The organism is Spirillospora sp. CA-294931, assembly GCF_050946795.1.
Lineage (GTDB): Bacteria > Actinomycetota > Actinomycetes > Streptosporangiales > Streptosporangiaceae > Spirillospora.
On the sequence record NZ_CP192006.1, the window covers coordinates 5,346,776 to 5,371,766 of the forward strand.

The window sequence follows — 24,991 nt, forward strand, 5'->3', positions numbered from 1 at the left end:
ATTGAGACTGAGGCGGTCCATGATCCCCAGCTAGAGGGAGGATCCCCGTGAAGCGCACGGGAAGATTCGCCATCGCTCTCACCGCGGCCGCCGTGCCCGTCTGCGCGCTGGTCGCGCCGCCGGCCGCCACCGCCGCTCCCCCGCCACCGCCGGGCAAGGAGACCGCCGCCAAGAACCTGGAGGCGCTGACCGTCGCCGCCGAGGGCTCGGACTCCGGCTACGACCGCGACAAGTTCCCCCACTGGAGCACCGTCTCGGGCAGCTGCAACACCCGCGAGGAGGTCCTCAAGCGCGACGGCGAGGACGTCCAGACCGGCTCGGACTGCGCGGCCGAGTCGGGCACCTGGGACAGCCCCTACGACGGCGCCACCTGGACGCAGGCGTCCGACGTCGACATCGACCACATGGTCGCCCTGGCCGAGGCCTGGCGGTCCGGCGCCAGCGGCTGGACGACCTCCGAGCGCGAGAAGTTCGCCAACGACCTGTCCAGCTCCCAGCTGTGGGCGGTCACCGACAACGTCAACCAGGAGAAGGGCGACAAGGACCCCGCCGAGTGGACGCCGCCGCTGAGCTCGTTCCACTGCACCTACGCCCTGTCGTGGATCGACGTGAAGTTCCGCTACAAGCTCACCGTCGACACCGCCGAGAAGGACGCGCTGAACCGCCTCCTGGGCACCTGCTGATCAGAGGCTCCGACTGATCAGACGGCTCGTCCGAGGCCCCGGCCCGTGTAGCGATCCCCGCTCCCACACGGCCCGGGGCCTCACCCGTCCACCACGACTCTCCCCTCCACCCACCGCCGAACGCCCCGCCCGAGCACGCCCGCCCTTCCTGCATTCGGGAGTGGCGAGCGTTGGGGGTCTGGTGGGTCGGGGGGACGGCCTAAGGGGTGGGGGTCAGCGGGTGCTGAGGTCGCGTAGCCAACCCGCCGCGCGTTCGATGTGCTCCTCGGTCAGGCCGACCAGCGGGTCGGTGGCCACCAGAAGGTGCTCTCCCACCCCGGGTTCGGCGGCGATGCAGGTGGTGACGTCGGGCTCGTCCTCGAACCACACGAAGGGGCGTCCCTCGGACCAGGCCGCCACGTGCCGGGCCTTCCAGGCGCCGAGCGTGCGGCCCTCCTCGACGCCGGGGAAGCGCGGGATCGGCACGTAGGGAATGCGTGGGAGGCCCACCCGGGGGGCGATCCACTCGTTCGCGTGGTCGCACCAGTAGCTGGCCCAGACCAGCTCGGCACCGGCGGCCTCGACCATGTCGAGCAGCATCCGCCCGTGCCCGGGATGGAGCCAGAGCCGGTAGGTGATGCCCTGCGGCGAGCACTGATGCCGCTGGTAACCCTCATGCGGCCCTTCGAGCGGGTTCAGCACCCCGTCAACGTCCAGCAGCACCAGCGGCGACCCCATATCAGGACCGTACGGCATGCTCCGCCCCGAAGTCGAAGGATCCGGGCCGCCAAGATCCACTTGGCCCGGAGTGGCCGCGCACCCCGGCGGCCGGGGATGTCCGAGGCGGGTCTTAGAGTGGGCCGGGCCGGCCGATGCACGCGACCTCACGCCCCCGAGGAGTTTCAGCGATGCGAGACGAGCTCACGCTGATGGCGGTGCACGCGCACCCCGACGACGAGGTCCTCGGCACCGGCGGGCTGCTGGCCCGGTGCGCCGCCGAGGGCATCCGCACCGTCCTGGTGACGTGCACCAACGGCGAGCAGGGCGACGGCGCCGGCGGCGTCAAGCCGGGCGAGCCCGGGCACGACGCCCAGGGCGTGGCCCGCCAGCGCCTGGCCGAGCTCCAGGAGTCGGTGGAGCTGCTGGGCATCAGCGACCTGGAGATGCTCGGCCACCGCGACTCGGGCATGGTCGGCTGGACGGCCAACGACCACCCCGAGGCGTTCGCCAACATCCCCGTCGAGACCGCCGCGGCGCGGCTGGGCGAGCTGATGGAGCGCTACCGCCCGCAGGTCGTGGTCACCTACGACGAGAACGGCGGCTACGGCCATCCCGACCACATCCAGGCGCACCGCGTTGCCGTCGCGGCGGCCGAGCGGACCGGCATCCCCGAAAAGCTCTACTACACGGCCGTCCCCCGTTCGAGCATCGCGCGGATGTTCGATCATCTGAGGTCGGTCGGCATCGATCCCGCCGATATCGATCTGCCCGAAGACTTCGGCGTCCCGGACGAGCAGATCACCAGCACGGTCGACGTCTCCCCGTACGCCGACCGCAAGCGCAAGGCCCTGCAGGCCCATGCCAGCCAGACCGAGAACCTCTTCCTGCTGCGCCTGCCGGAGGAGGTCCAGAGCCTGATCTTCGGCACCGAGCCGTTCATCCGCCGCTTCAGCCGCGTCCCGGTCCCCGACCACGAGGACGACCTGTTCACCGGCCTCCGCTGAGGCCCTTGCGCCTGGCGGCCCGGTAGCGGTCCAGGACGTCCTGGCGCAGGAGATAGGCGAAACCGGCGCGTTCGAGCCGCAGTGCCAGTGCCGGGAGGTCGACGCCCAGGGCCGCGGCCGTGTCGTCCAGGCGCCAGTCGTGGGCGGCCAGCCGCGTCAGCAGGTGACCGCGGCGGATCTGCCCCTCCGACAAGCGGTAGGTCTTCAGGTAGGCGACGCGTCCGTCGTCGCCGGTGATGGTCTCGCCGATGTGGTTCTCGCGGCCCGGCGTGAACGCGGGCAGGAAGCGCGAGAGCTCGAAGCCCTTCAGGTACTGGACGGTCTGCCGCGATCCGTCCTCGTCGAACAGCAGTCCGGCCATCACCTCGTCGTGGAACCCGGCCCAGTCGCGGCTCCTGCGCCGGGCCTCCGCCCGCAGGTCGGCCAGCGATCTCACCCGGGTCGCGTCGATCGTGCCGTCCAGGTCGGCGGTGGGCGCCCCGAGCAGGCCGTACTGGTAGACCAGCTCGCCGAACAGGTCCTCGACCAGCGTCGGGTGCAGCGACCGGTAGTCGTCGGGATGCGGGACGACGAACGCGCTGGCCAGGGCCTCGGCGACGTAGACCAGCACTCCGCACTGCCCGGGATGGATCTCGAAGATCCGCAGCGCGTCCTCCAGGCCACGGACGCGGTCGCCGGTGTAGGCCTCCTCGCAGCGCGGCGAGAGGCCGTTGGCGACCGCGCGCCGCGACCACTCCTCCCAGGCGATCTCGGGACCGCCGAAGTGCAGCGCGAGATATCCCTCGACGGCCAGGTGCAGCGGCAGGAAGCGCAGGCGGTCCTTGGCGACGCGCCGGGCCATGCGGCGCCTGATCTTGATCGGCATGCGCGGCGGAGCGACTCCCCGGTCGTCCTTCGCCTCCATCCGGGTGCCGTAGGAGGCGGCGGCCCCGTTGTCGGGGCCCCAGACGGCGACGAAGGCGTGCGGGATGAACGAGACGTAGGCGGTGCCGTCCCCGACGTCCACCACCGAGGGCGCCTGGTCGTAGACACGCCGGTGCAGCCTCAGGTCGCGGATCGGCTCGTCCCGCAGCAGGGGCACGAGGCGGATCGAACCCCACGTTTGCGCGGGCCCCGTATGAAGGCCGTCCAGCTGGAAGGTCATGCGCCTGCCTCCAGGAAACGGCCCACCCGATCGTCGAGGTGGGCGCGCAGCTCGTCCAGGCCGACCCGGCCCTCGGCGAACCGCGCCAGCTCCACCAAGGTCAGCAGGTCCTCGGCGTCGCGGACGCCCGCCGTCGGCACCGTCGGCGCCAGCCGCCGCACGTCGAAGCCGCCCGCGTCGTAGACGGGGTTGAGGTGCGTGATCGCCACCTCGTGGTCCGGGTCGAGGCGGGTGCGCCAGACGCGCAGGACCTCGGCGGCCAGACCCGGCGGCGCGTTGTCCCAGCCGTCCGAGACGATGATCAGCCGGTCCGGCGCGCACTCCAGGGCGTCCAGCACACGCTCCCCGATCGGCGTCGGCCCGTACGGCTCCAGCATCAGGGCGTCGGTGCGGCCGGACGTCCAGTACGGGGTGTACTCCTCCGCGAGCGCCTCCAGCAGATAATGCGCGGCGATCGCGACCGCGAGGGGGCGCCGCCGCTTGGCCCACGAGCCGAAGGCGGACGAGCTGTCGTCGAGGACGGCCGCGACACGTCCCCAGCGCCCCTCCCACGGGCTGCCCGCGGCTCGCGAGGCGGCCGCGCGCAGCGCGGAGGTCAGCTCGTCCCTGCGCTCCGCGCGGGCGGACGCGGGCAGCGCCAGGACGTACGAGGCGAGCCGGGTCAGCGGCATCCCGCGAAGGTCGTCGCGGACGGCGCCGACCTCGCGGCCGCGCGCGTCCTCCTGGAGGCGCAGCCGCTCCAGCCGGGTCATGCGCCGCTCGATCCGCTCCAGGAACACCTCGCGGGCGATGCCGTGCTTGGCCGCGAACCCCTCGGCGACGGTGTAGGGCAGCTCGTAGAGGGCGGCGTGCTCGTAGTGCGCGCGCCGCCACGTCTCCAAGCCCGGGGTCCCGAACGCCTTGACGGTCTTGGGGGCGAACAGAAACGTCCCCAGCTCCCCGTCCAGGGGCAGGTGGGCGTGCCGGGCGGCGCTCTTGAGCGCGTTGCGGTACTTCACCGCGTCGAAGGCCAGGTCGGGCCGCGCGGCCAGCCAGTCGCGGACGATCGCGCGGGTGCGGCGGTTGTTGACCCCGGCCAGGCGCAGGTCGCCGAACAGCCGGTAGACGCGCTGCGGCGCCATCCGCTCCAGCCGCCGCGCGATCAGCCGTCCCTCATGGCGGCGCCGTTCCGTCCCCGTCCCGGCGGTGGTCTCCAGGAGCCGCCGCACGATGAGGGCGGCGTTGTGGTCGTTGATGTCGAGTGCGAGCGCGGCGGCGTACAACTCGCGGTAGTTCACCAGCATGTACTCGTGCAGGAACCCGAGGGAGAGCCGCTGCTCGCCCTCGTCGTGGTGGTACTCGCGCTGCCCCGTCCCGGTGATCGCGGCGTTGACGAACATGAGGACGTCCTCGCAGGCCACGAGGTCGGCGAGGGTCTCGGTCATCGGCGTTCCACGGTCGGCGGCGGTCGGAGCCGGCCGGGGAATGGCGGCGCGAACTGCGAAAAAATCGCTGTAAAGGCGGGTTCCGGAAGTCGCACTCGAGTCCCGCGGCCGGCCCGCTCACCGTAACAGCGGTGATCGCGGAGATCCCCCGATTATTCGTGGTCAGGGACGGTACGTCCCGAAGTACCAGATGTTGCCCTCCAGGTCGCGGGCCCCGTATTCGCGGGAGCCGTAGGGCTGGTCGACCAGCTCCATCGTGATCTCGGCCCCCGCGGCCTTGGCCCGGGCGTGGTGGGCGTCGGGGTCGTCGACCGCGACATAGAGGCCGCCGGTGGTGGCCTCGTCCTGCTGCGTGATCATGAGGATGCCGGTGGCGTAGCGGAGCTCGGCGTGGACGATCCGGCCCTCGTCGTCCTTGGTGATCTCGTGCGGCTCGATGGCGAACGCCTTCTCCAGCCACTCGATCGCCTTGGCCGGGTCGGTGTACTTGACGAGCGGAAAGAAGGTCTGCTTCGCGGTGTCGTTCATGTCGTCCTCCCTGGTCATCTCGGGTGAGGATGCCCAGTCTGCGCCCCGCGACCCGGCCCGGTCTTGGACGAATGCGACCTCGCCTCGTCCCGCTCGGCGGCCAGCCGGCGGGTCTCGGGCGAGACGGGCGCGGCCAGGACGGCCGTGACGACGTCCACCAGGCGGCTGGCGAACAGCCGGTCGTCGGCGTGGGCGCCCGAGCGGGCCCGCCGCGCCAGGTCGATCGCGACGTAGCGGATGGCCGTGAACCGCTGGTGCAGGCGCGCGGCCTCCGGCTCCATCAGCGGCTCCACCAGGGTGCGCCAGCGGTACAGGCTGTCGGCGGGGTCGTCCAGCACCGCCCGGGGGACGATCGGGTCGGGACGGTTGATCACATCGGCCCAGATCCGCAGGAACTCGCGTCCACCCGGGTCGGCCAGGCGCGCGGCCAGGGGACGCACCAGGGCCCCGGCCAGGTCGCGCAGACCGGGTTCGCCCGCCGCCTCGCAGGCGTCCAGGAGCGCGTGCCGCCGCGCCTCGACCTCCGGCAGGTGCCGCGCGTAGATCGCCTCCACGATCCCCCGGCGCCCGTCGAAGTGGTACTGGACGGCGGTCGCGTTGCGCGCCCCGGCCGCCTGGTTGATCTCGCGGAGGCTGACCGCGTCCAGGCCGCGCTCGGCGTAGAGGCGCTGCGCGGCGTCCAGCAGGCGCTCACGGGTGCTCTTGGGGGTGGTCACTCGTTCCCGATCGCGTGTTCCAGGGCCTCGGCGTAGCGCTCGCGGGCGGCCTCGCGGCGGGCGGGCAGATGGCCGCTGGGCCACAGGCCCTCGACCGGCTCGTACCCCTTGAGCAGCTGGCGCGCCAGCGTGATCTTGTGGACCTCCGTGGGGCCGTCGGCGATCGCCAGCGCCTGCGCGCCGAGCAGCATCGACGCGAACGGCATCTCCCCCGATACGCCCAGGGCACCGTGCAGGTGCATCGCCCGCTGGACGACGTCGTGCAGCACCTTGGGCATCACGGCCTTCACCGCGGCGATGTCCTTGCGTACGGCCCGGTAGTCGTGATGCTTGTCGATCAGCCAGGCGGTGCGGAGCACCAGCAGCCGGAACTGCTCCATCTCGATCCAGCTGTCGGCGACCTTCTCCCGGGTCATCTGGAGCTTGGACAGCGGCCCGAAGCGCGTCTGCCGTGACACCGCGCGCTCGCACATCATGTCGAAAGCCTTGCGGACCTGCGCGATCGTCCGCATCGCGTGGTGGACGCGGCCGCCGCCGAGCCTGGTCTGCGCGATCGCGAACGCGCCGCCCTCCTCGCCCAGGAGGTTGCCCGCGGGAACCCTGACGTCCTCGTACCGGAGGTATCCGTGCGAGCCCTCGCGCTCGCCGCCGACGCCTACGTTGCGCACGATCGTCAGGCCCGGCGTCCCCGCCGGGACGATGAACATCGACATGCCCTCGTAGGCGCTGACCTCGGTGTCGGTCACGGCCATCACGATGATGAACGCGGCGTGCCTGGCGTTGGAGGAGAACCACTTCTCCCCGGTGATGACCCAGTCGTCCCCGTCGCGGACGGCCCGGGTGGTGAACAGCGTCGGGTCGGCGCCGCCATGCGGCTCGGTCATCGAGTAGGAGGACGAGATCTCGCCGTCCAGCAGCGGCGCCAGGTAGCGCGCCTTCTGCTCGTCCGAGCCGAAGTGGGCCAGGATCTCGGCGTTGCCCGAGTCGGGCGCCTGGCACCCGAACACCGACGGGGCCCAGCGCGAGCGTCCCAGGATCTCGTTCAGCAGGGCCAGCTTGACCTGGCCGTATCCCTGGCCGCCGAGCTCAGGGCCGAGATGGCACGCCCACAGGCCCTGCTCCCGCACCTGCCGCTGCAAGGGCTTGACGAGCCGGTGATAGCGCGGATCGGCCTTGTCATACGGGTCGCCGAGCACCAGATCGAGGGGCTCGACCTCCTCGCGGACGAACGCGTCCGCCCAGTCGAGCAGCTTCTGGTAGCCGGGGTCGGTCTCGAAATCCCACGCCATGCAGTGCCTCCCGGGAGCTGTTCACGGCATGATGCGCCCCCCTTGGTGATTAATGCAACCGCATGACTGTTACTCTCCGGTACTACGTCGCGACCTGGAAGGACCGCCCCGTGCAGCAGCCCGAGACCATCGACCCGGCGCTCGTCGACTTCGCCGTCCTGGCGGAGTGGATGGACCGCCACGGCCTGCCGGGCGGGCCCTTCGACGATGTCGCGCCGCTCACCGGGGGCACCCAGAACACCCTCATCGGCTTCCGCCGGGGCGACCGCGAGTACGTCCTGCGGCGCGGTCCCCGCCACCTGCGCTCGCGCACCAACGACGTGATGCGGCGCGAGGCGCGCGTCCTGACCGCGCTGAACGACACCGACGTCCCCGCGCCCCGGGTGATCGCGTCCTGCCCGGACGAGAGCGTGATGGGGGGGGCGGTCTTCTACCTGATGACCCCCGTGAAGGGCTTCAACGCCTCCGTCACGCTCCCCGAACCGCACGCCGGCGACCCCGCCGCCATCCGCGAGATGGGCCTGGACGCCGCCCGCGCGCTCTCCTCGCTGGCCGCCGTCGACCACGAGTCGGTGGGCCTGGCCGACTTCGGCAAGCCCGACGGCTTCCTCGAACGCCAGGTCGGCCGCTGGATGTCCGAACTCGACTCCTACAGCGCCCTGGACGGCTACCCGGGGCCCGAGATCCCCGGCCTGGCCGAGGTCGCCTCCTGGCTGGACGCCAACCGTCCGACGACCTGGCGTCCCGGAGTCATGCACGGCGACTACCACCTGGCCAACCTCATGTACTCCTACGACAGCCCCCGGGTGGCCGCGATCGTCGACTGGGAGATGTGCACGATCGGCGACCCGCTGCTCGACCTCGGCTGGCTCCTGGCCACCTGGCCCGACATCGGCGACGAGAGCGCCTCGCTGGCGGGCCCCCTCGGCGCCGGCGGCCACCTCCCGCCGTCCGCCGACCTCGTCACCGCCTACGCCGAACGCCCGGACGCCACCCGGGGCCGCGACCTGGCGTCCATCACCTGGTACGCCGTCCTGGCCTGTTTCAAGCTCGGCATCGTCCTGGAGGGCACCCACGCCCGCGCGGCCGCGGGCAAGGCCCCCAAGGAGACCGGCGACCTCCTCCACTCCATCACCCTCGGTCTCTTCCGCCGGGCCCAGGGCTTCCTCGCCTCCTGACCCCTGTTCTGGGATGCCATGATCTTGATCATGGATATCCGCAGAGGAGGACCGGCCGACCTGCCGGTGGTTCTGGGCATGCTGGACGGGGCCGTGGAGTGGCTCAGCCGCAACGGGCGCGAGGGGCAGTGGGGAACGCAGCCCTGGTCGGGAGACGCCGCGCGCGTGGAACGCATCTCCTCGCTCACCCGGGACGACATCGTCTGGATCGCTGAGATCGACGGGCGTCCGGCGGGAGCGATGACGTTGGGGACCACCTCACCGCACTACATCACCGTCGACCCGGGAGAGCCGGAGGTCTACGTCACCCTGCTGGTGACCGACCGCGCCTTCGGAGGACACGGCGTCGGGGCGGCCCTCCTCGATCACGCTCGCTCCGAAGCGCGCGCGCTCGGCGTCCGCCTCCTGCGCGTCGACTGCTACGCGGGCGGGGACGGACGTCTGGTGGCCTACTACCGCAGGCAAGGTTTCTCCCCCGTGGAGTCCTTCAGTGTCGGGGAGTGGCCCGGCCGACTCCTCAGCCAGCGGCTCGATTAGCACTGGGCTCACACCCCTACAAAAGTGAGCCAGATCACGGGGTATTGGGACGTTCGGATTGTGAAGCAGGACACACAAAGGGGCGCCCCGGCAACCGGAACGCCCCTTTGGGATTCGACTCTACATACGGGTTAGAACGGGACGGGCTCGCCCTTCTTGCCAGCGCCCTCGCCCCACTCCAGAACCTCGTACTTCAGGCCCTTGAGATGACCCTCACCGGTTCCGGCCTCGTAGTCGCTTTCGGGCTTCTTGCCGTCCAGCAGGTACCGGAAGGTGTAGGTGTCGAGGTCGAGCATCACACCGCTGTGCGACGGCGCCCCGGGACCGCGGTCACCGACGAAGCCGACGACGCTGCGGCCGCCGTAGGTCACCTTGACCTTGGTGTGCATGGGCCAGCTCGGGCTGGCGAACAGGCCCTTCTGCATCGGCTTGCCACCGGCGGGGGCGCCGGTGTCGCCGTTGACGCCCGAACCGTCGTCCCAGAAGTAGGACGCGGTGGTCTTGCCGGAGAGCAGCGCCTTGGGGGCGGCCTTCTTGGCGGGCGCGGCCTTCTTGGGGGCGGCCTTCTTTGCGGGGGCGGCCTTGGACTGGGCCTTCGCGGCCTTGGCGGCGGACTGCTTGTTGTGCGCGGCCATCGCCTGGGTCGCGGGCAGGTTCTTCTGCCGAGCGGCGTCGTCCTCGCTGGCGGCGCTCACACCGGCCACCAGCATGCCGGCCAGGGAGACCCCGGTCGCACCGGTCAGGACGACATTGATCGCTCGCTTGTGCATGGAAATCCTTTGTTCGGCGGTCAGGGAGGCCGTCGGGGGGCGCGGCGGGGTCAGGGCCCCGAGGGCAGCGCGGACGGCACCGAGGAGCGCCCTGGGCGCATGGGGCACCAAGGAGCGGACTCGGGTGAAGGGCGCCGTCGCGAAAGGAGACATCCGCGTGAATGGCCCGCCGGGCATGGCGGACCGCGTCCGCGCGCGGCGGCGGACGATCATTTCAAGATCGTCACCGGAGCGCGGACGTGGAATATCTGAAAAGATGCCGACCCGGACGCTGAGGTCCGATCAGAAGCGGCCGTTGCATGGGAGGCCGCAGGTCGGGCGGAAGGTCCCGCCTGGCGGGCGGGGCGCGACGGCTATGTGTATGGCCTGGTCAATGGTCTTTTGACCGCGAGCCGTCGCCCACTATATGCGGCTTTACCATGCCCGCGCCAAATCCCCGTATTCTTTACCTTTCGGAAGGTAGATCATTAGGCCGGAAGCCGTTGTCCACAGGGCTTGCGAGGGTCTTCTGAGGTGGCCCCGGATCTGGCACGATGTCCGGATGACCGACACCGCCGGCCTCCGCTCCGCCGACGACGAAGTGCTCCCACCACACGACTGGGGGCGCCGCAAGCCCGAGCCCGGCACCTGGGCCGCCTGGGGCTTCGCCGCACTCGTATGGGTCCTGGTGCTCGGCCGCGCCTGGGCCTCCCCGCTGATCGACAGCCGCACCCTGGACGCCTGGACCACGATCTTCGTGGCCATCTGCGTCCAGGCCCTTCCCTTCCTGGTCTTCGGGGTGACGCTGTCGGCCACGATCACCGCGTTCGTCCCCGCGTCCTTCTGGAAGAAGGTCCTGCCGGGCAAACCCGGCGCCGCCGTCCCCGTCGCGGGCGCCATGGGTGCCGTGCTGCCCGGGTGCGAATGCGCGTCGGTACCCGTGGCCAGCGGCCTGATGGCCCGCGGCGTCGCCCCCGCCGCCGCGCTGACCTTCCTGCTGGCGGCCCCGGCGATCAACCCGATCGTCCTGGTGGCCACCGCCGTCGCCTTCCCCAACTCCCCCGAGATGGTGGTCGGCCGGTTCGCCGCGTCCCTGGTGGTAGCGGTGCTGGCGGGCTGGGCCTGGCTGCTGTTCGGCAAGGGCGAGTGGATCCGCATCCCCTCGCGTCCCGGTTCCACCGACGGAACCGGGCGCTGGCAGACGTTCCAGGAGGCCATGCGGCACGACATGATGCACGCGGGCGGGTTCCTGGTGGTCGGCGGCATCGCCGCGGCCACGATCAACGTCAGCGTCCCGTCCGAGTGGGTCAACGGCGTCGCCGACATCCCCTGGCTGGCCATCCTCGTCCTGGCGGGCCTGGCCGTGCTGATGTCCATCTGCTCCGAGGCCGACGCGTTCGTCGCCGCCAGCCTCAGCCAGTTCTCCCCGACCGCCAAACTGGCGTTCCTCGTGGTGGGCCCGATGGTCGACCTCAAGCTGATCGCCCTGCAGACCGGCTTCTTCGGCCGCAGCTTCGCGGCCCGGTTCATCCCCCTGACCTTCGTGCTCGCCGTCGTGGTCAGCGTGATCACTGGAGGAATCCTGCTGTGACCAGATCCGCCCAGAACCTGCTCCTGATCCTGATCGGCGGGGCCATCCTCTGGATCACCCTGGCCACCTCCGAGTACCTGAACTACGTCAAGCCCGGCTTCCGCTGGTTCCTGGTGGCCGCGGCCGTCGTCGTCCTGGCCCTCGGGGCCGCCGGGCTCCGCCGCGAGTGGCGCGAGGCGGACGAGGCCAAGAAGGCCGGCGAGAAGGCCGGCGAGCCGGACGAGGCCGTCACGCTCGACAAGCCCGAGGCGCACGACGACCACGACGACCACGGGCACGACCACTCCCACGGCCCCCGCGTGGCCTGGCTGCTCTGCCTCCCCGTCCTGGCGATCTTCATCATCGCCCCGCCCGCGCTCGGCTCGTTCACGGCCTCGCGCGACACGGGCCGCACGGCCCCGCCCCCGCCGCCGCCCGCCCAGGGCTACGCCGCCCTGCCGCAGACCGGCGCCCCCATCGCGATGACCATGAGCGAGTTCATCGGCCGCTCCTACGAGGCCCAGACGGGCCAGTCGGCCACCCTCAAGGGCGTCACCGTGCGCCTGACGGGCTTCGTCACCCCCATGAAGAAGGGCGGCGGCTGGCAGGTCACCCGGCTGAAGATGTCCTGCTGCGCCGGCGACGCCATCGCCTTCCCCGTGGTCGTCCGCGGCCTCGCCAAGCCGCCGGCCGACGCCTGGGTGGAGGTCGACGGCATCTGGCAGCCCAGCACCGGAGGCATGTCCAAGACGGGCCTGCACGAGATCGTCGGCACCTCCGTCAAGCGCGTGAAGCGTCCCAAGAACGCCTACGAGTGACGGGCCGCAGGGCGCTGGTCCTGGGCGCCGGAGGTCTCACCGGCATCGGCTGGGAGTGGGGCATCCTGGCCGGCCTGGCCGAGCACGGCGTCGACCTGACCGACGCCGACCTGGTCATCGGCACCTCGGCCGGCTCGATCGTCGGCGCCCAGGTCGCCCACGGCCCCGACCTGGCCGAGCGCCTCCGCGCCCAGAGCACGTCCCACAACGGCGAACTCCCCGCCCAGGTCAGCCCCACCGTGGCCGCCCAATGGGCCTGGGCCGTGATGCGCTCCAGAACCCCCATCACCGCCCGCGCCCGCATAGGCGCTATGGCCCTGGCCACCCGAACCGTCAGCGAGGCCGACCGCCGCGCCATCGTCGCTTCCCGCCTCCCGGTCAAGACCTGGCCCGACCGCCGCCTCCTGATCACCGCCGTCGATGCCGCCACGGGCGAGTTCACCGTCTTCCACCGCGACTCCGGCGTCCCCCTGCTCGACGCCGTCGGCGCCAGCTGCGCCGTCCCCTGCGTCTGGCCCCCCGTGACCATCCAGGGCCGCCGCTACATGGACGGCGGCGCCCGCTCCCCCGCCAACGCCGACCTGGCCTCCGGCTACGAAACCGTTGTCATCATCGCCCCCACCGCCTCCGGCTTCGGCCCCATCCCCAGCCCCGCCCACCAGGCGACCGCCCTACGCCGCCAAGGCGCCCGGGTAGCCCTCATCACCCCCGACAAACCCTCCCGCCAAGCCTTCGGCCGCAACTCCCTGGACCCCGCCAACCGCCCCGCCGCCGCCCAAGCCGGCCACACCCAAGCCACCCACCTAGCCCCCTCCCTGACCTCCCTCTGGCCCTCCGCCCCCTAACCCCCACCACACAACCCAGACCCCCGTCCGGGGCCATCAACCCCAGCGCCCGCCTTCGCACCACCGCAACAAAGCCCTCGCGCCCGCACCCGGCAACGTGTTGCCAACCCCCCACCGCAAGCAGCCTGGACGCCCCAACGAACATTCGGCCGAACGGGCCACGCGCGCCACGACAGGCAGAACCGCGACGGGCTGACCGACGGCTGGCAGCCCAACGACCAACAAGATCGACCGGCTCTAGAGCCCGCCAAGCCAACAGCCCGGCACTCCGAAGACACACCGCACCCCAGCGCCCCCGATCGCCCCACAACCCGCTTGGTGCCGCTCGAAGGCCCGCACAGGCGGCCTGACCGACCGGTCCAGCGGGCCAACCGGCTGCCTGACGGACGCCCAAGGCCGGACCCGGCTGCCTGACGGGCACCCAAGGCGGACGGGCGAATTAACCGACAGGCCAACAGCTGGTGCGGTGACCATGAAGGTTCGCCGGGTTGCCGACACGCCGGTGGATGTCCCGGGTTCCGTGAGGTGCAGGTCTCGTTCACGTTTGGCGGGAGTAGCGCGTGGCCTTCCGGGCCGGAGAGCAGGAACTCAGCTGGTCACTGAGTGTTAGCGATCATGGTGGATTCCGACATCAACAGCCGGTCGGCCACGACCTCGAAGGCCCGCGATCAGCCATGGGTGTCCAGGCCGTTGCGATCAAGGGCTGCCCGGATCTGGCTGAGCCACTCTGTGCCCAGCCGGCGCCCGTTTGGGAACTGGTCGTCTCGATCCCAGCGCCACGTTGTGATCATCGCTAGCTTGAGGATCCGGCACTGGCGCAACAAGTCTTGATCGACACCCGGATAGTGCTGGCTGACCTCTTCGGGCGCATGGGCGAGGTCGAATTCGACGGGCCCACGGCAGCACGTCTCGAGGTCTGTGAACAACAGCCCGTTCTTCGTGGTGAGCAAGTTGCCGGGGTGCGGCTCGCCGTGCAGTAGCTGCTCGGCGCCGCCGCGCTCGCCGATCACTCGCCTGAGGCTTCGTAGTGTGTTGCCGAGGAGCTCCCGGTCCGCTTCGGCGAGCGCCGGAGTGTGGTCGCGGCTGGCCACAAGTCGTTGGGCCTGCTCGACTCGATCGGTGAAGTGCGGCGTAAAGACATCGAGCTTGCGCATGCCCGCATGTAGCCTCCCGAGCGCATTGGCGTAGTCGGCCGGTGAGACCTCTCCAGGCCTCACGGGTTCGTAGTAGCTCCACAGCGTGACCACGAAGCCATCACGCTCGTAGACGCGTGGCTCGACCCGAGGTTCAAGAGCAGCCACCGGGCTCTCGGATTCGGCGAGCCGTTGAGCAAGCTCGATTTCGAACTGTGCGACCTGATGCGCTGCAGGAGCCACCCGGGCCAGGACGTCACAAGGCAGCAGACGCAGAGTGAGTCTGTTCGAGTCATGAAGAACGATCGCGTCGTCGGCTGGCAGACCAAGCGATGAGGCGGTCCACATGGCCGCGGCCACTGCACGCGGGACCTCCGGCGCCTGCATCGTTGCCTGGCCTCCCCCATGGGGCGCTGCCGTACTCTCCAAGCGGTACGACCTAGCATGGCGACACTAACGTTCGCCGGGGTGTGATCATGCCGTGTCGTGTCGTCGGGGGCGTCCCAGCGTTGCTGGCCTTTGCCGGGGAATCGGGCGCGTTCGCGGCGTTGTGCGGCCAGGACGTCCGGATGGCGGGCGTTGGCGTTGCGCCAGCAGATCGGCGGTCGCCCCCGCGCGCCACGCGGGCAGACTTGCAGCTCGTCAACGGATCAACGGCGGCATCGGGCCTCTGGCCTTGAGGATCCGCAGGCGACTCGGCGCTGCGCCCCCAGACTTTCGCGCGCTTCTTCACGAGATGGAGGGCCGAAGTGATGCCGGTGAGTCGCAGGCGTGACCGCCGCCAGTCCCTAGACCCGGTGTGAATGCTGCCGCGGTGAGGGGCACACCCGGCCGTGGAGCAAGGACGGGCGTTCAGTCTCGTCGTGGCGTTTGCGCCCAAGATGGAGCTGTCTCAGCCGTACGTCCGACCGCACGGGGCCGCGCGTTGGACGGCACGGGGCCGCGCGTTCGACCGCGCGGGGCCGTGCGTTGGACTGAACGGGGCCGCGCGTTGGACGGCACGGGGCCGTGCGTTCGACCGCGCGGGGCCGTGCGTTGGACTGAACAGGGCCGCGCGTTGGACGGCACGGGGCCGTGTGTTGGACTGCACGGGGCCGCGCGTTCGACCGCACGGGGGCCGCGCGTTGGACGGCGCGGGGCCGCGCGTTCGACCGCGCGGGGCCGTGTGTTCGACCGCGCGGGGCCGTGCGTTGGACTGCACGGGGCCGGGCGTTGGGCGGCGCGGGTGGAGGTGTTCTGCGCGGCGGAGGGGCCGGGTGGGGGGTCCGTCGGGCGTGATCGTGACGGGCAGGGGTTCACGGTCAGCTACCGGGCTTGGACGCCCTGCGGTGCTGGGGCCTGGGGCCTGGGGCCAAAAAGCAGCAGCCCGCTACTCGTTGGAGTAACGGGCTACGAAGCTTCTTGAGGGTTAGTAGCTGGGGTAGGGCGTGGGGATCAAGGGGGCGCCCGGTCTAGGCGGGGGCATGGGGGGAGCGTAGGCCGGTGGAGCGGCCTGGGCAGGGATGTGGCCCGCTGGGACGGGGGCGCCATAGGGAGTCGCCGATATCGGGTGGCCCATGGGCATCTCGCCTGCGGGAGGCGGGACGTGGGTTCCGTCGGCTCGTCGGGGTTCGGGGGGCGGCGCCGTCTGCATTCGTCGCTCGCCGAGCAGCGCCATCAGGGCGCGTGCGGTTTCCGCGTCCATGCGCATCAGCACGCTTGGGCGGCCGGCGGGGTCGACGAAAGGCGAGACGGAAGGGCCCGTGGTCTGGGCCGGCAGCGCCTGCCGGAGCTCCTCGCGGAGGTCATGGGCAAGCCGCAGCGCCTGTCGGTCACTGTCGCTCAAGTGTGCGGTCATCGCGATCTCCGTGGAGTTCACGTGCGGGGTCACGTGCCTGGTTCGGGGGCAATCCTGCTAGTTATGGCGTGCAGGTGCAAGGGCTGATGCACGTGCAGAATGCACGGGACATCGACGTTGACTTGGGATCCTGACGCACGCCCCCGACGTTTCGGTCGACGCTTCGAGGCTCCTACCTGGGAGATCATCCGGGCTACGGGACGGCGTCCCGGCGGTGAACGGAGCTCGACGGGGGCGCGGAGTCAGGTCGAGACATTCCCTTGAATCGAGGCCGCCGGACAGCGGATCGGACGTTCAAGGCGGCCGGACAGCGTTTACCCAACGGTCGGATGGCTCGTCGCCAGCCTAGAACGGCGTTCGAAGCGGGAGGCGGCCAACTGATCGAAAATGATTGTCGCCGCCGACCCGGCCCAGGAAGGGACTTTGCCTCTGACCTGCCCGGATGTCCGTCCACCCATACTCGTAACGGGGTGTTGGTGGAGTGCGACGGATCGTGGTCAAGGTTCGCGGGGATTGCGATGGGCGCTGAAGCCGTGGTGTTCAGGGCGCCACGGGCCGCACTTTGGGCGTTGTCTCCAAACGATCACCGATGTCCCTCACTTTGAGTGAGAGCGCTCGTACGATACGCATATGAGCGAGCGCGCCATTTCTCCCCGGCCCTGGTTGGTTCGCATGGGTCCGCGTGACCCCGAGGAGCGGCACAGGGCGGCGACCCCGTTGGAGTTGTTCTTCGACCTGTGTTTCGTGGTGGCGGTCGGGGCCGACGCGGCGCAGCTTGAGCACGCGTTAGCCGAAGGGCATATCGGCAGCGGCGTCCTTAGCTTCCTGCTGGTGTTCTTCGCCATCTGGTGGGCGTGGATGAACTTCTCGTGGTTCGCCTCCGCGTATGACGCCGACGACACGCCCTATCGGCTGGCCACGATGACGGTCATGGCCGGGGTGCTGATCCTGGCGGCGGGCGTGGAGCGGGCATTCGAGGACGAGGATTTCCGGATCATCTTCGTCGGGTATCTGGTGATGCGAGTCGGACTGATCTCGCAGTTGCTGCGCGCGGCGGCGGCCGATGCGTTCCGGCGGGTGACGATGCGCCGTTACGCGATGGGCGAGGCCGGATGCATGGTGCTCTGGGCGATCGCGATCTTCGTCGTCCCGGACGGTCTGCGCCTGTGGGTCTGGCTGCTGGCGGCCGCGGCGGAACTGCTCGTCCCGCCGTGGGCGGAGGCGCGGGAACGGATGCCCTGGCACCCGCACCACATCACCGAGCGGTATGGGCTGTTCACCATCATCGTTCTGGGCGAGGTGATCCTTTCGTCCACCAACACCGTTCGCGAGGGCCTGTCCGGCAAGGCGACGGCCGATCTCTATCTGGTGGCGGCAGGCGGACTGGTGACCGTTCTGGCGCTGTGGTGGGTGTATTTCTCGATGTCGTCAGCGGGACTGCTGACCAATCAGCGCGCGGCGATGCTCTGGGGCTACGGCCACTATGCGGTGTTCGCCTCCGGGGCGGCGGTAGGCGCGGGCATCGCCGTGAACGCGGCCAAGGCGAGCCACCATGCGGAGATCTCCACGACCAAGGCCGGGCTGGCGCTCGCGATTCCGGTATTCGTCTATCTACTCGTGGTGTGGTGGCTCCTGGTGCGTCCACACGGGAAGGACGCCCCTTATGCCGTGGGGATGCCCATTGTCGGACTGGCGGCCATCGGGGCCTCTTTCACTCCCGCCCCCGTACCGGCGATCGGCGCCTTGATGGCCGCGCTCATCGCGCTCAGCATCGTCGCCCACGGGACGAAGGGACGACGTCGCTGACCCTTCTTATTTCCGGCCGACGCCGGCCTGCATGGGGAAGCGCGCGGCGAACTCGGGGACGTCACCGTCCGGACGCCACAGCGGGACGCTGACGAGGCCCGGCTCGACCAGGTCGAGGCCGTCGAAGAACCGGCGGATGTCGTCGATCGGACGCAGGTGCTGCGGAGCGTTCGAGCGGGCGAAATGTCGCGTTCCACGGCCGATGTGATCGGGGTCCGGATCGCCCGACATGTGGGACAGCACCAGGTGGCTGCCCGGCACCATCCGATCCTTGATCAGGGCGACGACTCCATGCGGGTCGTCCTCGTCCGCCAGGTAGTGCAGGACGGCCACGAACAGCACCGCCACAGGCTCCGAGAAGTCGATCAGGTCGGTGACGCCGGGATGCCGGAGCAGGGAGGGCATGTCGCGAATGTCGCCGCGGACCATCCGTGCGGCGTCGTCGCCCACGAGCGTGGCCCGTCCGTGCGCGCACACGACCGGATCATGGTCGACGTAGACGACGCGGGCCTCGGGATGGACCTCCCGCGCCACCTCGTGGACGTTGCCCATCGCGGGCAGGCCCGTCCCGAAGTCGAGGAACTGGCGAACGCCCGCATCGGCGGCAAGACGCACGGCTCGTCCGAGAAACGCCCGATTGGCCCGAGCTCCGAGGCGCGGGTTCGGCCCGCCCTCCCTCGCGAGGGAGATCAACTTCTCGGCCAGCGCCCGGTCGGCCGCGAAATGATCCCGCCCTCTCAGCCAGTAGTCGTACATCCGGGCGATGTTCGGAGTGGTCGGATCAACGCCATCGGGTGCCTCTGCCACCGTGCTCTCCAGCGCCTCTCAGATCGGGAGGTCATGACCCTACTCACTCTGTCGGACGCCGGGCCTAGGGTTTCGGCAGGCGCACCGCCCTGACCTCGAGAAAGTGATCATTCATGGCCGACACCCTCAGCCTCCGGGCGCTCAACCGGGCCACGCTGGCCCGCCAGCTCCTGCTCGCGCGGGCCGACATCGGCGCCGTCGCGGCGGTGGAGCGCGTCGGCGGTCTGCAGGCCCAGGAGCCCCGGCCGCCGTTCCTCGGGCTGTGGGCGCGCGTCGAGGGATTCCGGCCGGACGACCTGCTCGCGGCCGTGCGGGGCCACGAGGTCGTCCGGGCGACGTCCATGCGGGGGACGCTGCACCTGATGTCGTCCGCCGACTACCTCGCGTTCCGGTCCCCGCTGCAACCCGTGCTGGACGCGGGCCTGCGCGTCCTGGGGGCGCGCGCCAAGGGTCTCGACCTGGACGAGGTGCTCCCGGTGGCGCGCGAACTACTGAAGGAGCGTCCTCGAACGTTCGACGAAGTGCGGGCCCTGCTCCAGGAGCGCTTTCCCGACGTCAACGATCGCGCGCTCGGCTTCGCGGTGCGCATGTGTCTCCCGCTGGTGATGGTTCCGACGGACGACCGCTGGGGATTCCCCCGCACCTCCGAATTCGCCCTGGCCGAAACCTGGCTCGGCGCACCCGTCGCAGATGACCGCACCCCGGACGCACTCGTCCTCCGCTACCTCGCGGCATTCGGCCCCGCGTCCGCCGCCGACGTCCAGGCGTGGGCAGGGCTGCCCGCCCCGGGAGAAATCCTTGACCGGTTGCGGCCGCGGCTGCGGATTTTCAAGAGCGAAGGCGGCCGCGAACTGTTCGACCTGCCGGACGCCCCGCGTCCCGGCGAAGACGCCCTGGCCCCGGCCCGTTTCGTCCCAGAATTCGACAACCTCGTCCTCGCCCACGCCGACCGCACGCGAGTGATCGCCGACGAGCACCGACCCGGCCTGACCACCAAGAACCTGCGAGTTCGCGCCACATTCCTCTGGGACGGGTTCGCCCGCGGAACCTGGGAGATCGAACGCAAGCGCAAGACCGCCACGCTGCGACTACGCCCCTTCGCGAAGCTTCCGCCACGCGCCGTGTCCGACCTCACCCTCAAGGCCACTTCGCTCCTAGGATGGGCCGAGCCCGACGCAAGCGATCTGGTCGTCGAGACGGTCGCGAGATGACTCTATGAGCGTGAACCACTTCGAATAGTGATCAATCCGAGACCTGGCCTGATTGAACTTTCCACGGGTTCGTCGCAAGCTATCTCGGGCCAACCGGAATGTCCCCGCCCCCCTTCCACCGCCGACAGGACGCGACCATGTTCGAGATCTGGGAGACGAGCGAGCCCGCCAGGCTCATCAGCGACGCGGGCAGCCTCAAGGTCGCGCTGGAGAAGGTCGACACCATGTGCAGGCTCCGCCACGACCAGGCGGTCGCCCACATCGAGGAGACATCCGAGGGCTATCACTTCGAAATCCGAGACCAGGACGGCCGCGCCCTGGCCCGCCTCACCTACGTCCCCGACACCTCCCGCGACTACCAAAGCGTCGTCGTCGAAGAACTCCGCGGCAACGACTCCTCCCACTGACCCTCATCGCCGCGACACCCGTAGGTGTCGCCGCCCCCAGACATGAAGGCCTCCCGATCGCGCGGACGTATCGTCCGCGCGATCGGAGGCTCCAAGGCACCCGCCCCATAGACGACCACCAGCCAGTCGCGCCGTGACCCGATCCCGCCATCTTCCCCTCAGCCGTGCTCCACACGCCGCCGCCCCCAGCACAGCCCGCGGCATCGTCCGGCAGTGCACGCAGGACAACGCGGCACAGCACGCGGGGCAGCGGCACGGCCCACGCAGCGCGGCACGCAGGGCGGCGCGGCGCAGCACGCGGCGCAGCACGCGGCGCGGCGCTCGACGCGACACGACGCGCACAGCACGTAACGCACAGCGCGCGGCACGACGCAGTATGCAGCGCGACACGGCACAGCAGCATGACAGGCGGCAGGACAAGCACGCAGGGGCCGCCTGGACAGCACGCAGCACGGCACAGCACCGCAGGGCGGCACGCGGCAGCACGCAGCGCGGCACGGCACGGCACGGCAGCACGCAGGGCGGCGCGGCACGACGCGGTATGCAGCGCGACACGGCACAGCAGCGCGACAGGCGGCAAGACAGCACGGAGGGGCCGCCTGGACAGCACGCGGCACGGCACGGCGCAGCGCGCAGCACGGCACGGCGCAGCGCGCGGCGTGCAGCGCGGCATGCGGCAGCACGCAGGGCGGGCGCCGCGCACGGCACGGGACGGCACGGGACGGCACGGGACGGCACGGGACGGCACGGGACGGCACGGGACGGCACGGGACGGCACGGGACGGCACGGGACGGCACGGGACGGCACGGGACGGCACGGGACGGCACGGGACGGCACGGGACGGCACGGGACGGGACGCGGCAGCACAGCACGCGGGGGACGCCGCGTGGCACGCGGCGCCGCGCGCTTTGATCGTGCGCGGGCCCCAGCCAACGGCTTCTCGTCGTATCGGACGCTGGCCGCACGGGCTTGCTTACCCGAGGTCGTAGGAAGCAGGCACTTCGACTTGCCCGTAGCCAAGCGTCGTTGTCGCACATCGCGGATGGGCATTCATCACCACGCTCACCAAACGACCAGCGTGTAGCCGTCAATCGCGCTGCCGACCTCGGCGACCGCCCGCGCGCGAATGTGACGTGAAGCCGCCGAGTTAGGCCCGTCAGCGCTCGGACGCTCCTACGCTGGCGAGACCGTCCATGAAGACGGCCTCTCGTTTCGGGCATCTTGGGGTTGATTTGAGGGAGATTGACGTCCAGCCACTGCTTGCCGAAGCGCTTCGAGCGCTGACGGGCGGAGCGTCCGACGAGTTCGGGCGGCTGGTGGCCAAGTTGAGCCGTCCCGTCCCGGACGCGTGGCGGCTGGCCGTCGACCGGGCAATCTCCGTCCGGCTACAGGACGCCGTGGCGGTCGCCTGGGAGCGCGGCTGGCAGCCGGCGGACGTCGTCCGGCATGTGGTGCGCGAGCGAGGCGAGCGGCACGCACGCCTGGCGACGGACGCGATCGCCGCGCAGGTGCGGGCGTATTCGGCGGCGACGCTGGACGACACGTGGCACGACCAGCTGGCCTCCCTCGACGCGCGCGTCTGGTGGGACGCGGACGACGATCACCTCCCAACCTGGCGTGAGCGCGAAAACGTCCAGCCCGAGGCATTTCTCACCTGCGCGATCGAGTTGATCAACTTGCTCGCCGCGCTCCCCCGCCTCGCGCATATCGGCCCGCTGCCCGGCACCCCTCGCACCGGGGCCCAGGCGTCCGACCGGACGCGCGAGGTCGACCGGCGGATGCTGGGAAAAGTCCGAGCGCTGCTGGCCAAGGCGGAGTCGACCGAGTTCCCAGAGGAGGCCGAGGCGCTCAGCGCGCGGGCGCAGGAGCTGATGGCCCGGCACAGCATCGATCATGCGTTGCTGGCGTCGGGATCGGGCACGTCCGCCGGCGAACCGGCGGGTCGCCGCGTGGCCGTGCCCGATCCCTATCAAACTCCCAAGGCCGTGCTGCTCACCGTCGTCGCCGAGGCGAATCGCTGCCGGGCCGTCTGGCACCGGGAGCTGGGTTTCTCCACGGTGCTCGGGTTCCCCGCGGACTTGGCGGCGGTCGAGATGCTGTTCACGTCGTTGTTGGTTCAGGCGACGTCCGCGATGGTCCACGCCGGGTCGCGGCGGGACTCCCTCGGCACGTCCAGGACCCGTTCGTTCAGGCACGCCTTCCTGGGTGCCTATGCCGCGCGGATCGGTGAACGGCTTCGCGAGACCACAAGCCGGGTGGCCGCGGAGACCGGCGGGAAGGATCTTCTTCCCGTGCTGGCCGCACGCGACCTGGCCGTGGAGCGGGTCGTCGACAGGATGTTCCCTGAGCTCACCAGGGGACGGGCCCGGACGGTTTCCAACCGCGAGGGCTGGATCGCCGGGCGGGCGGCGGCCGATCTGGCCAGCCTCAACGGGCGTTCCGAGGTCACCGGCGACGCCCGCGGATAGGGCCGGAGGCGCCATTGCCCCCGGCGGCGGTCAGTCCTTCTTCCGCCGGGTGTTGCCGCCCCGGCCGCGCAGCGGGACTCCCGCCTCCTTCAGCACGTTGTAGATGAATCCGTACGACCGGCCGGTCTCGGCGGCCAGGTCGCGGATGCTCTCCCCGGCTGCGTATCGGGGGGCGAGTTCGGCCGCCAGCTGGGTGCGTTCGGCGCCGGTCACGCGGGCGCCTCTCGCGAGGGTTCGTGCCACGAGTTCCTCCTAGATGAGCAGTCGGCTGGGGCTACGGGCCATCCCCGCAGCTCACAGCACTGTTGATCTACCCACGGTACAGATTCCCAGAAACTGGCACACAATGCCGCGCGCGCGCCACATGATCGGCCGATGCTGGTCTTATGGCTGGTCACCGGCGTATCAATGCTGTACGCGACCGCTCACGACCGCAGTCTGGTCGACCGTAATCTCATGCTCAGCGGCCTGAATCTGACCCACGAAGCAGACTCCCGATCCATTCTCACACGCCGGTCAGACCCACCGTCCGGCCGCGCGCAATTCCCTTCTCAGCGGGGCAGACACCGCCCTACCCGGCAGGCTCCGACCACCGACCTGACTCCGTCCCAAACAGACACAACCTCCAGGTCACTGATTCAACCAGTCTCCGAACCCGCACCACCCACCCGGCGGTAATCCCCCACGAAGCGGCCTGGACTGGCCGCCGCTCCGATCAAGCGGACGCCACCGGCTCCACCTGGACCGGCGCGACCTCCTGCGATGCGGCCTCCCTCAGCGAGAGATCCGATCGTCGTAGCGGATGCCCGAGCGGCTGGAAGGGGAAGTCGGACGTCTCGTCCAGACCGTCCACGGTCAGGAGCTCGCCGGGCTCCAGGAGGCGCCAGCCGGGATCGTCGTTCAGCGGCTCACTCGCCACCACGACCGCGGGGACCGGCCCCTGCGGCCCGTCCATCCGAAACTCATCGCGGTCGGGTGAAAGCACCCATAGCTCGTTTGACTCCGGGTAGCGCAGCGCCCACATTCGTCCAGGTTCGGCCACCAGCAGATTGAGCGAGTACACCGGCAACTCGGCCCCGATGCGGCGAACCGCCTCGACGATGCCGCTCGCGGTGTCGCCCCGGCGACGGATCTCCTGGGTGATGTAGGCGAAGATCAGCTCGGAGTCGGTCTCGCCCGCCACATGCGCGTGCCCCACGTCCGACAGCCACCCCCGCAGCACCTCGCTGTTCTGGACGACCCCGTTATGGGCGAACATGCGGTCGTGCATCACGAACGGATGGCAGTTATGAACGCTCAGCCCGCCCACCGAAGCGTCCCGGACATGCGCCATGAACGTATGAGACAGCACGTTCCGCGAATGAAGCGCGAAGTCGGGGTTCTCGAACGCCGCCACCGGCGCCCGATCACGAACGGGCTCGTTCCCCAGCGAGAACCACCCGAGCCCCGCCCCGTGACGCATCCTGTGACTCTGCGTCCGCAAACTCTGCGGAGCGTCCAGCAGCCAGTAGGAGCCGCGAACACGGGGGCCTCCGGTAGTCATCCCGAACAGCCGGCACATGGGTCACCTCACTCATCGATAACTGGCACGCAACCCCGAAGGCACAAGGCGACCCTGCCCAGCCACCCTCACCACCAGACTCAACACGCCAGGAGATAGTAACTTTGAGTGACAATTACTTTACCCAACGCCACCCTCCCCTGTCTGCGACTTCCCACCCCCAACCCAATCCCCCACCCTCACCCCAGCCCCCAACCAACACCCACCACCCCAAACAACCCCCACTCCGCACCCGCACCACACGCGCAGCGATCCTCCTCCCCAAACTCGACACCCACCCCCTGGCCCGCCCCTTCATCACCCACTCGGCTGCGACTCACCCAGCACCAACAAGCACTCGACCACCCGGGACGCACGCGTGGCGGGACGCACGCGTGGCGGGCGGGGTATGGCGCGCTGCGCGACCTGACGCGTGGGGCGAGGGAGAGGGCGGGCGGGATCAGGCGGGTTGGGGCGGGTGACTAGGCGACGCGGGATTGCGCGGCCCAGCTTCGGTCGTGGTGTTGAGGTTTGGTGTGATGTTGGCCGCTGCGCTGAGGGCTGCTTGGACTGCTTGGGGTTGAATGCGGCCGGTTT

At 70.3% G+C, this 24,991-nt stretch carries 22 protein-coding genes; 11 read left to right on the forward strand and 11 right to left on the reverse strand.

The window, feature by feature from the left end:
- Nucleotides 1-47 precede the first annotated feature (47 nt).
- On the forward strand, nt 48-683 hold the full coding sequence (locus ACQPY4_RS24105) for a GmrSD restriction endonuclease domain-containing protein (RefSeq protein ID WP_433324262.1): 636 nt from the start codon (nt 48-50) through the stop codon (nt 681-683).
- 213 nt (nt 684-896) lie between these two features.
- Here the strand turns inward: ACQPY4_RS24105 and ACQPY4_RS24110 are convergent, their stop codons facing one another.
- Complete coding sequence (locus ACQPY4_RS24110) at nt 897-1,400, reverse strand: HAD domain-containing protein (protein WP_433324264.1); 504 nt, start codon at nt 1,398-1,400, stop codon at nt 897-899.
- Between the two features lie 170 nt (nt 1,401-1,570).
- Between ACQPY4_RS24110 and ACQPY4_RS24115 the strand changes: the two genes are divergently transcribed.
- A complete protein-coding gene (locus ACQPY4_RS24115; RefSeq protein ID WP_433324266.1) occupies nt 1,571-2,386 on the forward strand; it encodes a PIG-L family deacetylase in 816 nt (271 codons plus the stop codon).
- Here ACQPY4_RS24115 and ACQPY4_RS24120 read toward each other — a convergent pair.
- The 5 genes from ACQPY4_RS24120 to ACQPY4_RS24140 all read right to left on the reverse strand — a co-directional run bounded on the left by ACQPY4_RS24120 (nt 2,370) and on the right by ACQPY4_RS24140 (nt 7,487).
- Complete coding sequence (locus tag ACQPY4_RS24120; protein WP_433324268.1) at nt 2,370-3,530, reverse strand: ARPP-2 domain-containing protein; 1,161 nt, start codon at nt 3,528-3,530, stop codon at nt 2,370-2,372. The genes ACQPY4_RS24115 and ACQPY4_RS24120 overlap by 17 nt on opposite strands.
- Nucleotides 3,527-4,954 carry a hypothetical protein gene (locus tag ACQPY4_RS24125; protein ID WP_433324270.1) on the reverse strand — a complete coding sequence of 476 codons (1,428 nt, stop codon included), beginning with the start codon at nt 4,952-4,954 and terminating at the stop codon, nt 3,527-3,529. The genes ACQPY4_RS24120 and ACQPY4_RS24125 overlap by 4 nt, the downstream gene beginning before the upstream one ends.
- A 162-nt stretch (nt 4,955-5,116) precedes the next feature.
- Nucleotides 5,117-5,482 carry a VOC family protein gene (locus ACQPY4_RS24130; protein ID WP_433324272.1) on the reverse strand — a complete coding sequence of 122 codons (366 nt, stop codon included), beginning with the start codon at nt 5,480-5,482 and terminating at the stop codon, nt 5,117-5,119.
- Between the two features lie 14 nt (nt 5,483-5,496).
- Nucleotides 5,497-6,198 (reverse strand): TetR/AcrR family transcriptional regulator, encoded by a 702-nt coding sequence (locus tag ACQPY4_RS24135; RefSeq protein ID WP_433324274.1) that lies wholly within the window; start codon nt 6,196-6,198, stop codon nt 5,497-5,499.
- A complete protein-coding gene (locus ACQPY4_RS24140; protein WP_433324276.1) occupies nt 6,195-7,487 on the reverse strand; it encodes an acyl-CoA dehydrogenase family protein in 1,293 nt (430 codons plus the stop codon). The genes ACQPY4_RS24135 and ACQPY4_RS24140 overlap by 4 nt, the downstream gene beginning before the upstream one ends.
- 62 nt (nt 7,488-7,549) lie before the next feature.
- Here ACQPY4_RS24140 and ACQPY4_RS24145 point away from each other — a divergent pair, with 62 nt between their 5' ends.
- A complete protein-coding gene (locus tag ACQPY4_RS24145; RefSeq protein ID WP_433324278.1) occupies nt 7,550-8,665 on the forward strand; it encodes a phosphotransferase family protein in 1,116 nt (371 codons plus the stop codon).
- Nucleotides 8,666-8,695: 30 nt separating this feature from the next.
- Nucleotides 8,696-9,202 (forward strand): GNAT family N-acetyltransferase, encoded by a 507-nt coding sequence (locus tag ACQPY4_RS24150; protein WP_433324280.1) that lies wholly within the window; start codon nt 8,696-8,698, stop codon nt 9,200-9,202.
- 131 nt (nt 9,203-9,333) lie between these two features.
- Here ACQPY4_RS24150 and ACQPY4_RS24155 read toward each other — a convergent pair whose 3' ends face one another.
- Nucleotides 9,334-9,972 carry a hypothetical protein gene (locus tag ACQPY4_RS24155; RefSeq protein WP_433324282.1) on the reverse strand — a complete coding sequence of 213 codons (639 nt, stop codon included), beginning with the start codon at nt 9,970-9,972 and terminating at the stop codon, nt 9,334-9,336.
- A gap of 541 nt (nt 9,973-10,513) precedes the next feature.
- On the opposite strand from ACQPY4_RS24155, the gene ACQPY4_RS24160 reads away from it, so the two are divergent.
- From ACQPY4_RS24160 to ACQPY4_RS24170, 3 genes are read left to right on the forward strand one after another with little or no spacing between them, the layout of a single operon-like run.
- A complete protein-coding gene (locus tag ACQPY4_RS24160) occupies nt 10,514-11,542 on the forward strand; it encodes a permease (protein ID WP_433324284.1) in 1,029 nt (342 codons plus the stop codon).
- The gene (locus tag ACQPY4_RS24165; RefSeq protein ID WP_433324286.1) at nt 11,539-12,339 is read left to right on the forward strand and encodes a TIGR03943 family putative permease subunit; all 801 of its coding nucleotides are present in this window, start codon (nt 11,539-11,541) and stop codon (nt 12,337-12,339) included. The genes ACQPY4_RS24160 and ACQPY4_RS24165 overlap by 4 nt, the downstream gene beginning before the upstream one ends.
- The gene (locus ACQPY4_RS24170; RefSeq protein ID WP_433324288.1) at nt 12,336-13,184 is read left to right on the forward strand and encodes a patatin-like phospholipase family protein; all 849 of its coding nucleotides are present in this window, start codon (nt 12,336-12,338) and stop codon (nt 13,182-13,184) included. Before ACQPY4_RS24165 ends, ACQPY4_RS24170 begins: the two co-directional genes overlap by 4 nt.
- A 668-nt stretch (nt 13,185-13,852) precedes the next feature.
- On the opposite strand, the gene ACQPY4_RS24175 is transcribed toward ACQPY4_RS24170, so the two are convergent.
- Entirely contained in the window at nt 13,853-14,704 is an 852-nt protein-coding gene (locus tag ACQPY4_RS24175) for a phosphotransferase (protein WP_433324290.1), read from the reverse strand.
- A 2,080-nt stretch (nt 14,705-16,784) separates the two neighbouring features.
- Between ACQPY4_RS24175 and ACQPY4_RS24180 the strand changes: the two genes are divergently transcribed.
- Nucleotides 16,785-17,960 (forward strand): low temperature requirement protein A, encoded by a 1,176-nt coding sequence (locus tag ACQPY4_RS24180; RefSeq protein WP_433324292.1) that lies wholly within the window; start codon nt 16,785-16,787, stop codon nt 17,958-17,960.
- Nucleotides 17,961-17,966: 6 nt separating this feature from the next.
- On the opposite strand, the gene ACQPY4_RS24185 is transcribed toward ACQPY4_RS24180, so the two are convergent.
- A complete protein-coding gene (locus tag ACQPY4_RS24185) occupies nt 17,967-18,716 on the reverse strand; it encodes an SAM-dependent methyltransferase (RefSeq protein ID WP_433324294.1) in 750 nt (249 codons plus the stop codon).
- A gap of 164 nt (nt 18,717-18,880) precedes the next feature.
- Between ACQPY4_RS24185 and ACQPY4_RS24190 the strand changes: the two genes are divergently transcribed.
- From ACQPY4_RS24190 to ACQPY4_RS24200, 3 genes are all read left to right on the forward strand, one after another.
- A complete protein-coding gene (locus ACQPY4_RS24190) occupies nt 18,881-19,978 on the forward strand; it encodes a winged helix DNA-binding domain-containing protein (RefSeq protein ID WP_433324296.1) in 1,098 nt (365 codons plus the stop codon).
- A gap of 137 nt (nt 19,979-20,115) precedes the next feature.
- The gene (locus ACQPY4_RS24195; RefSeq protein ID WP_433324298.1) at nt 20,116-20,385 is read left to right on the forward strand and encodes a hypothetical protein; all 270 of its coding nucleotides are present in this window, start codon (nt 20,116-20,118) and stop codon (nt 20,383-20,385) included.
- Between the two features lie 1,233 nt (nt 20,386-21,618).
- Nucleotides 21,619-22,854, forward strand: coding sequence for a DUF2786 domain-containing protein (locus ACQPY4_RS24200; protein ID WP_433324300.1), 1,236 nt, complete (start codon nt 21,619-21,621; stop codon nt 22,852-22,854).
- Between the two features lie 30 nt (nt 22,855-22,884).
- On the opposite strand, the gene ACQPY4_RS24205 is transcribed toward ACQPY4_RS24200, so the two are convergent.
- Together ACQPY4_RS24205 and ACQPY4_RS24210 are read right to left on the reverse strand one after the other, a co-directional pair.
- Entirely contained in the window at nt 22,885-23,097 is a 213-nt protein-coding gene (locus tag ACQPY4_RS24205; protein WP_433324302.1) for a helix-turn-helix domain-containing protein, read from the reverse strand.
- 472 nt (nt 23,098-23,569) lie between these two features.
- Nucleotides 23,570-24,415, reverse strand: a complete 846-nt coding sequence (locus ACQPY4_RS24210; protein ID WP_433324304.1) for a class II glutamine amidotransferase — start codon at nt 24,413-24,415, stop codon at nt 23,570-23,572.
- Nucleotides 24,416-24,991: the final 576 nt, after the last annotated feature.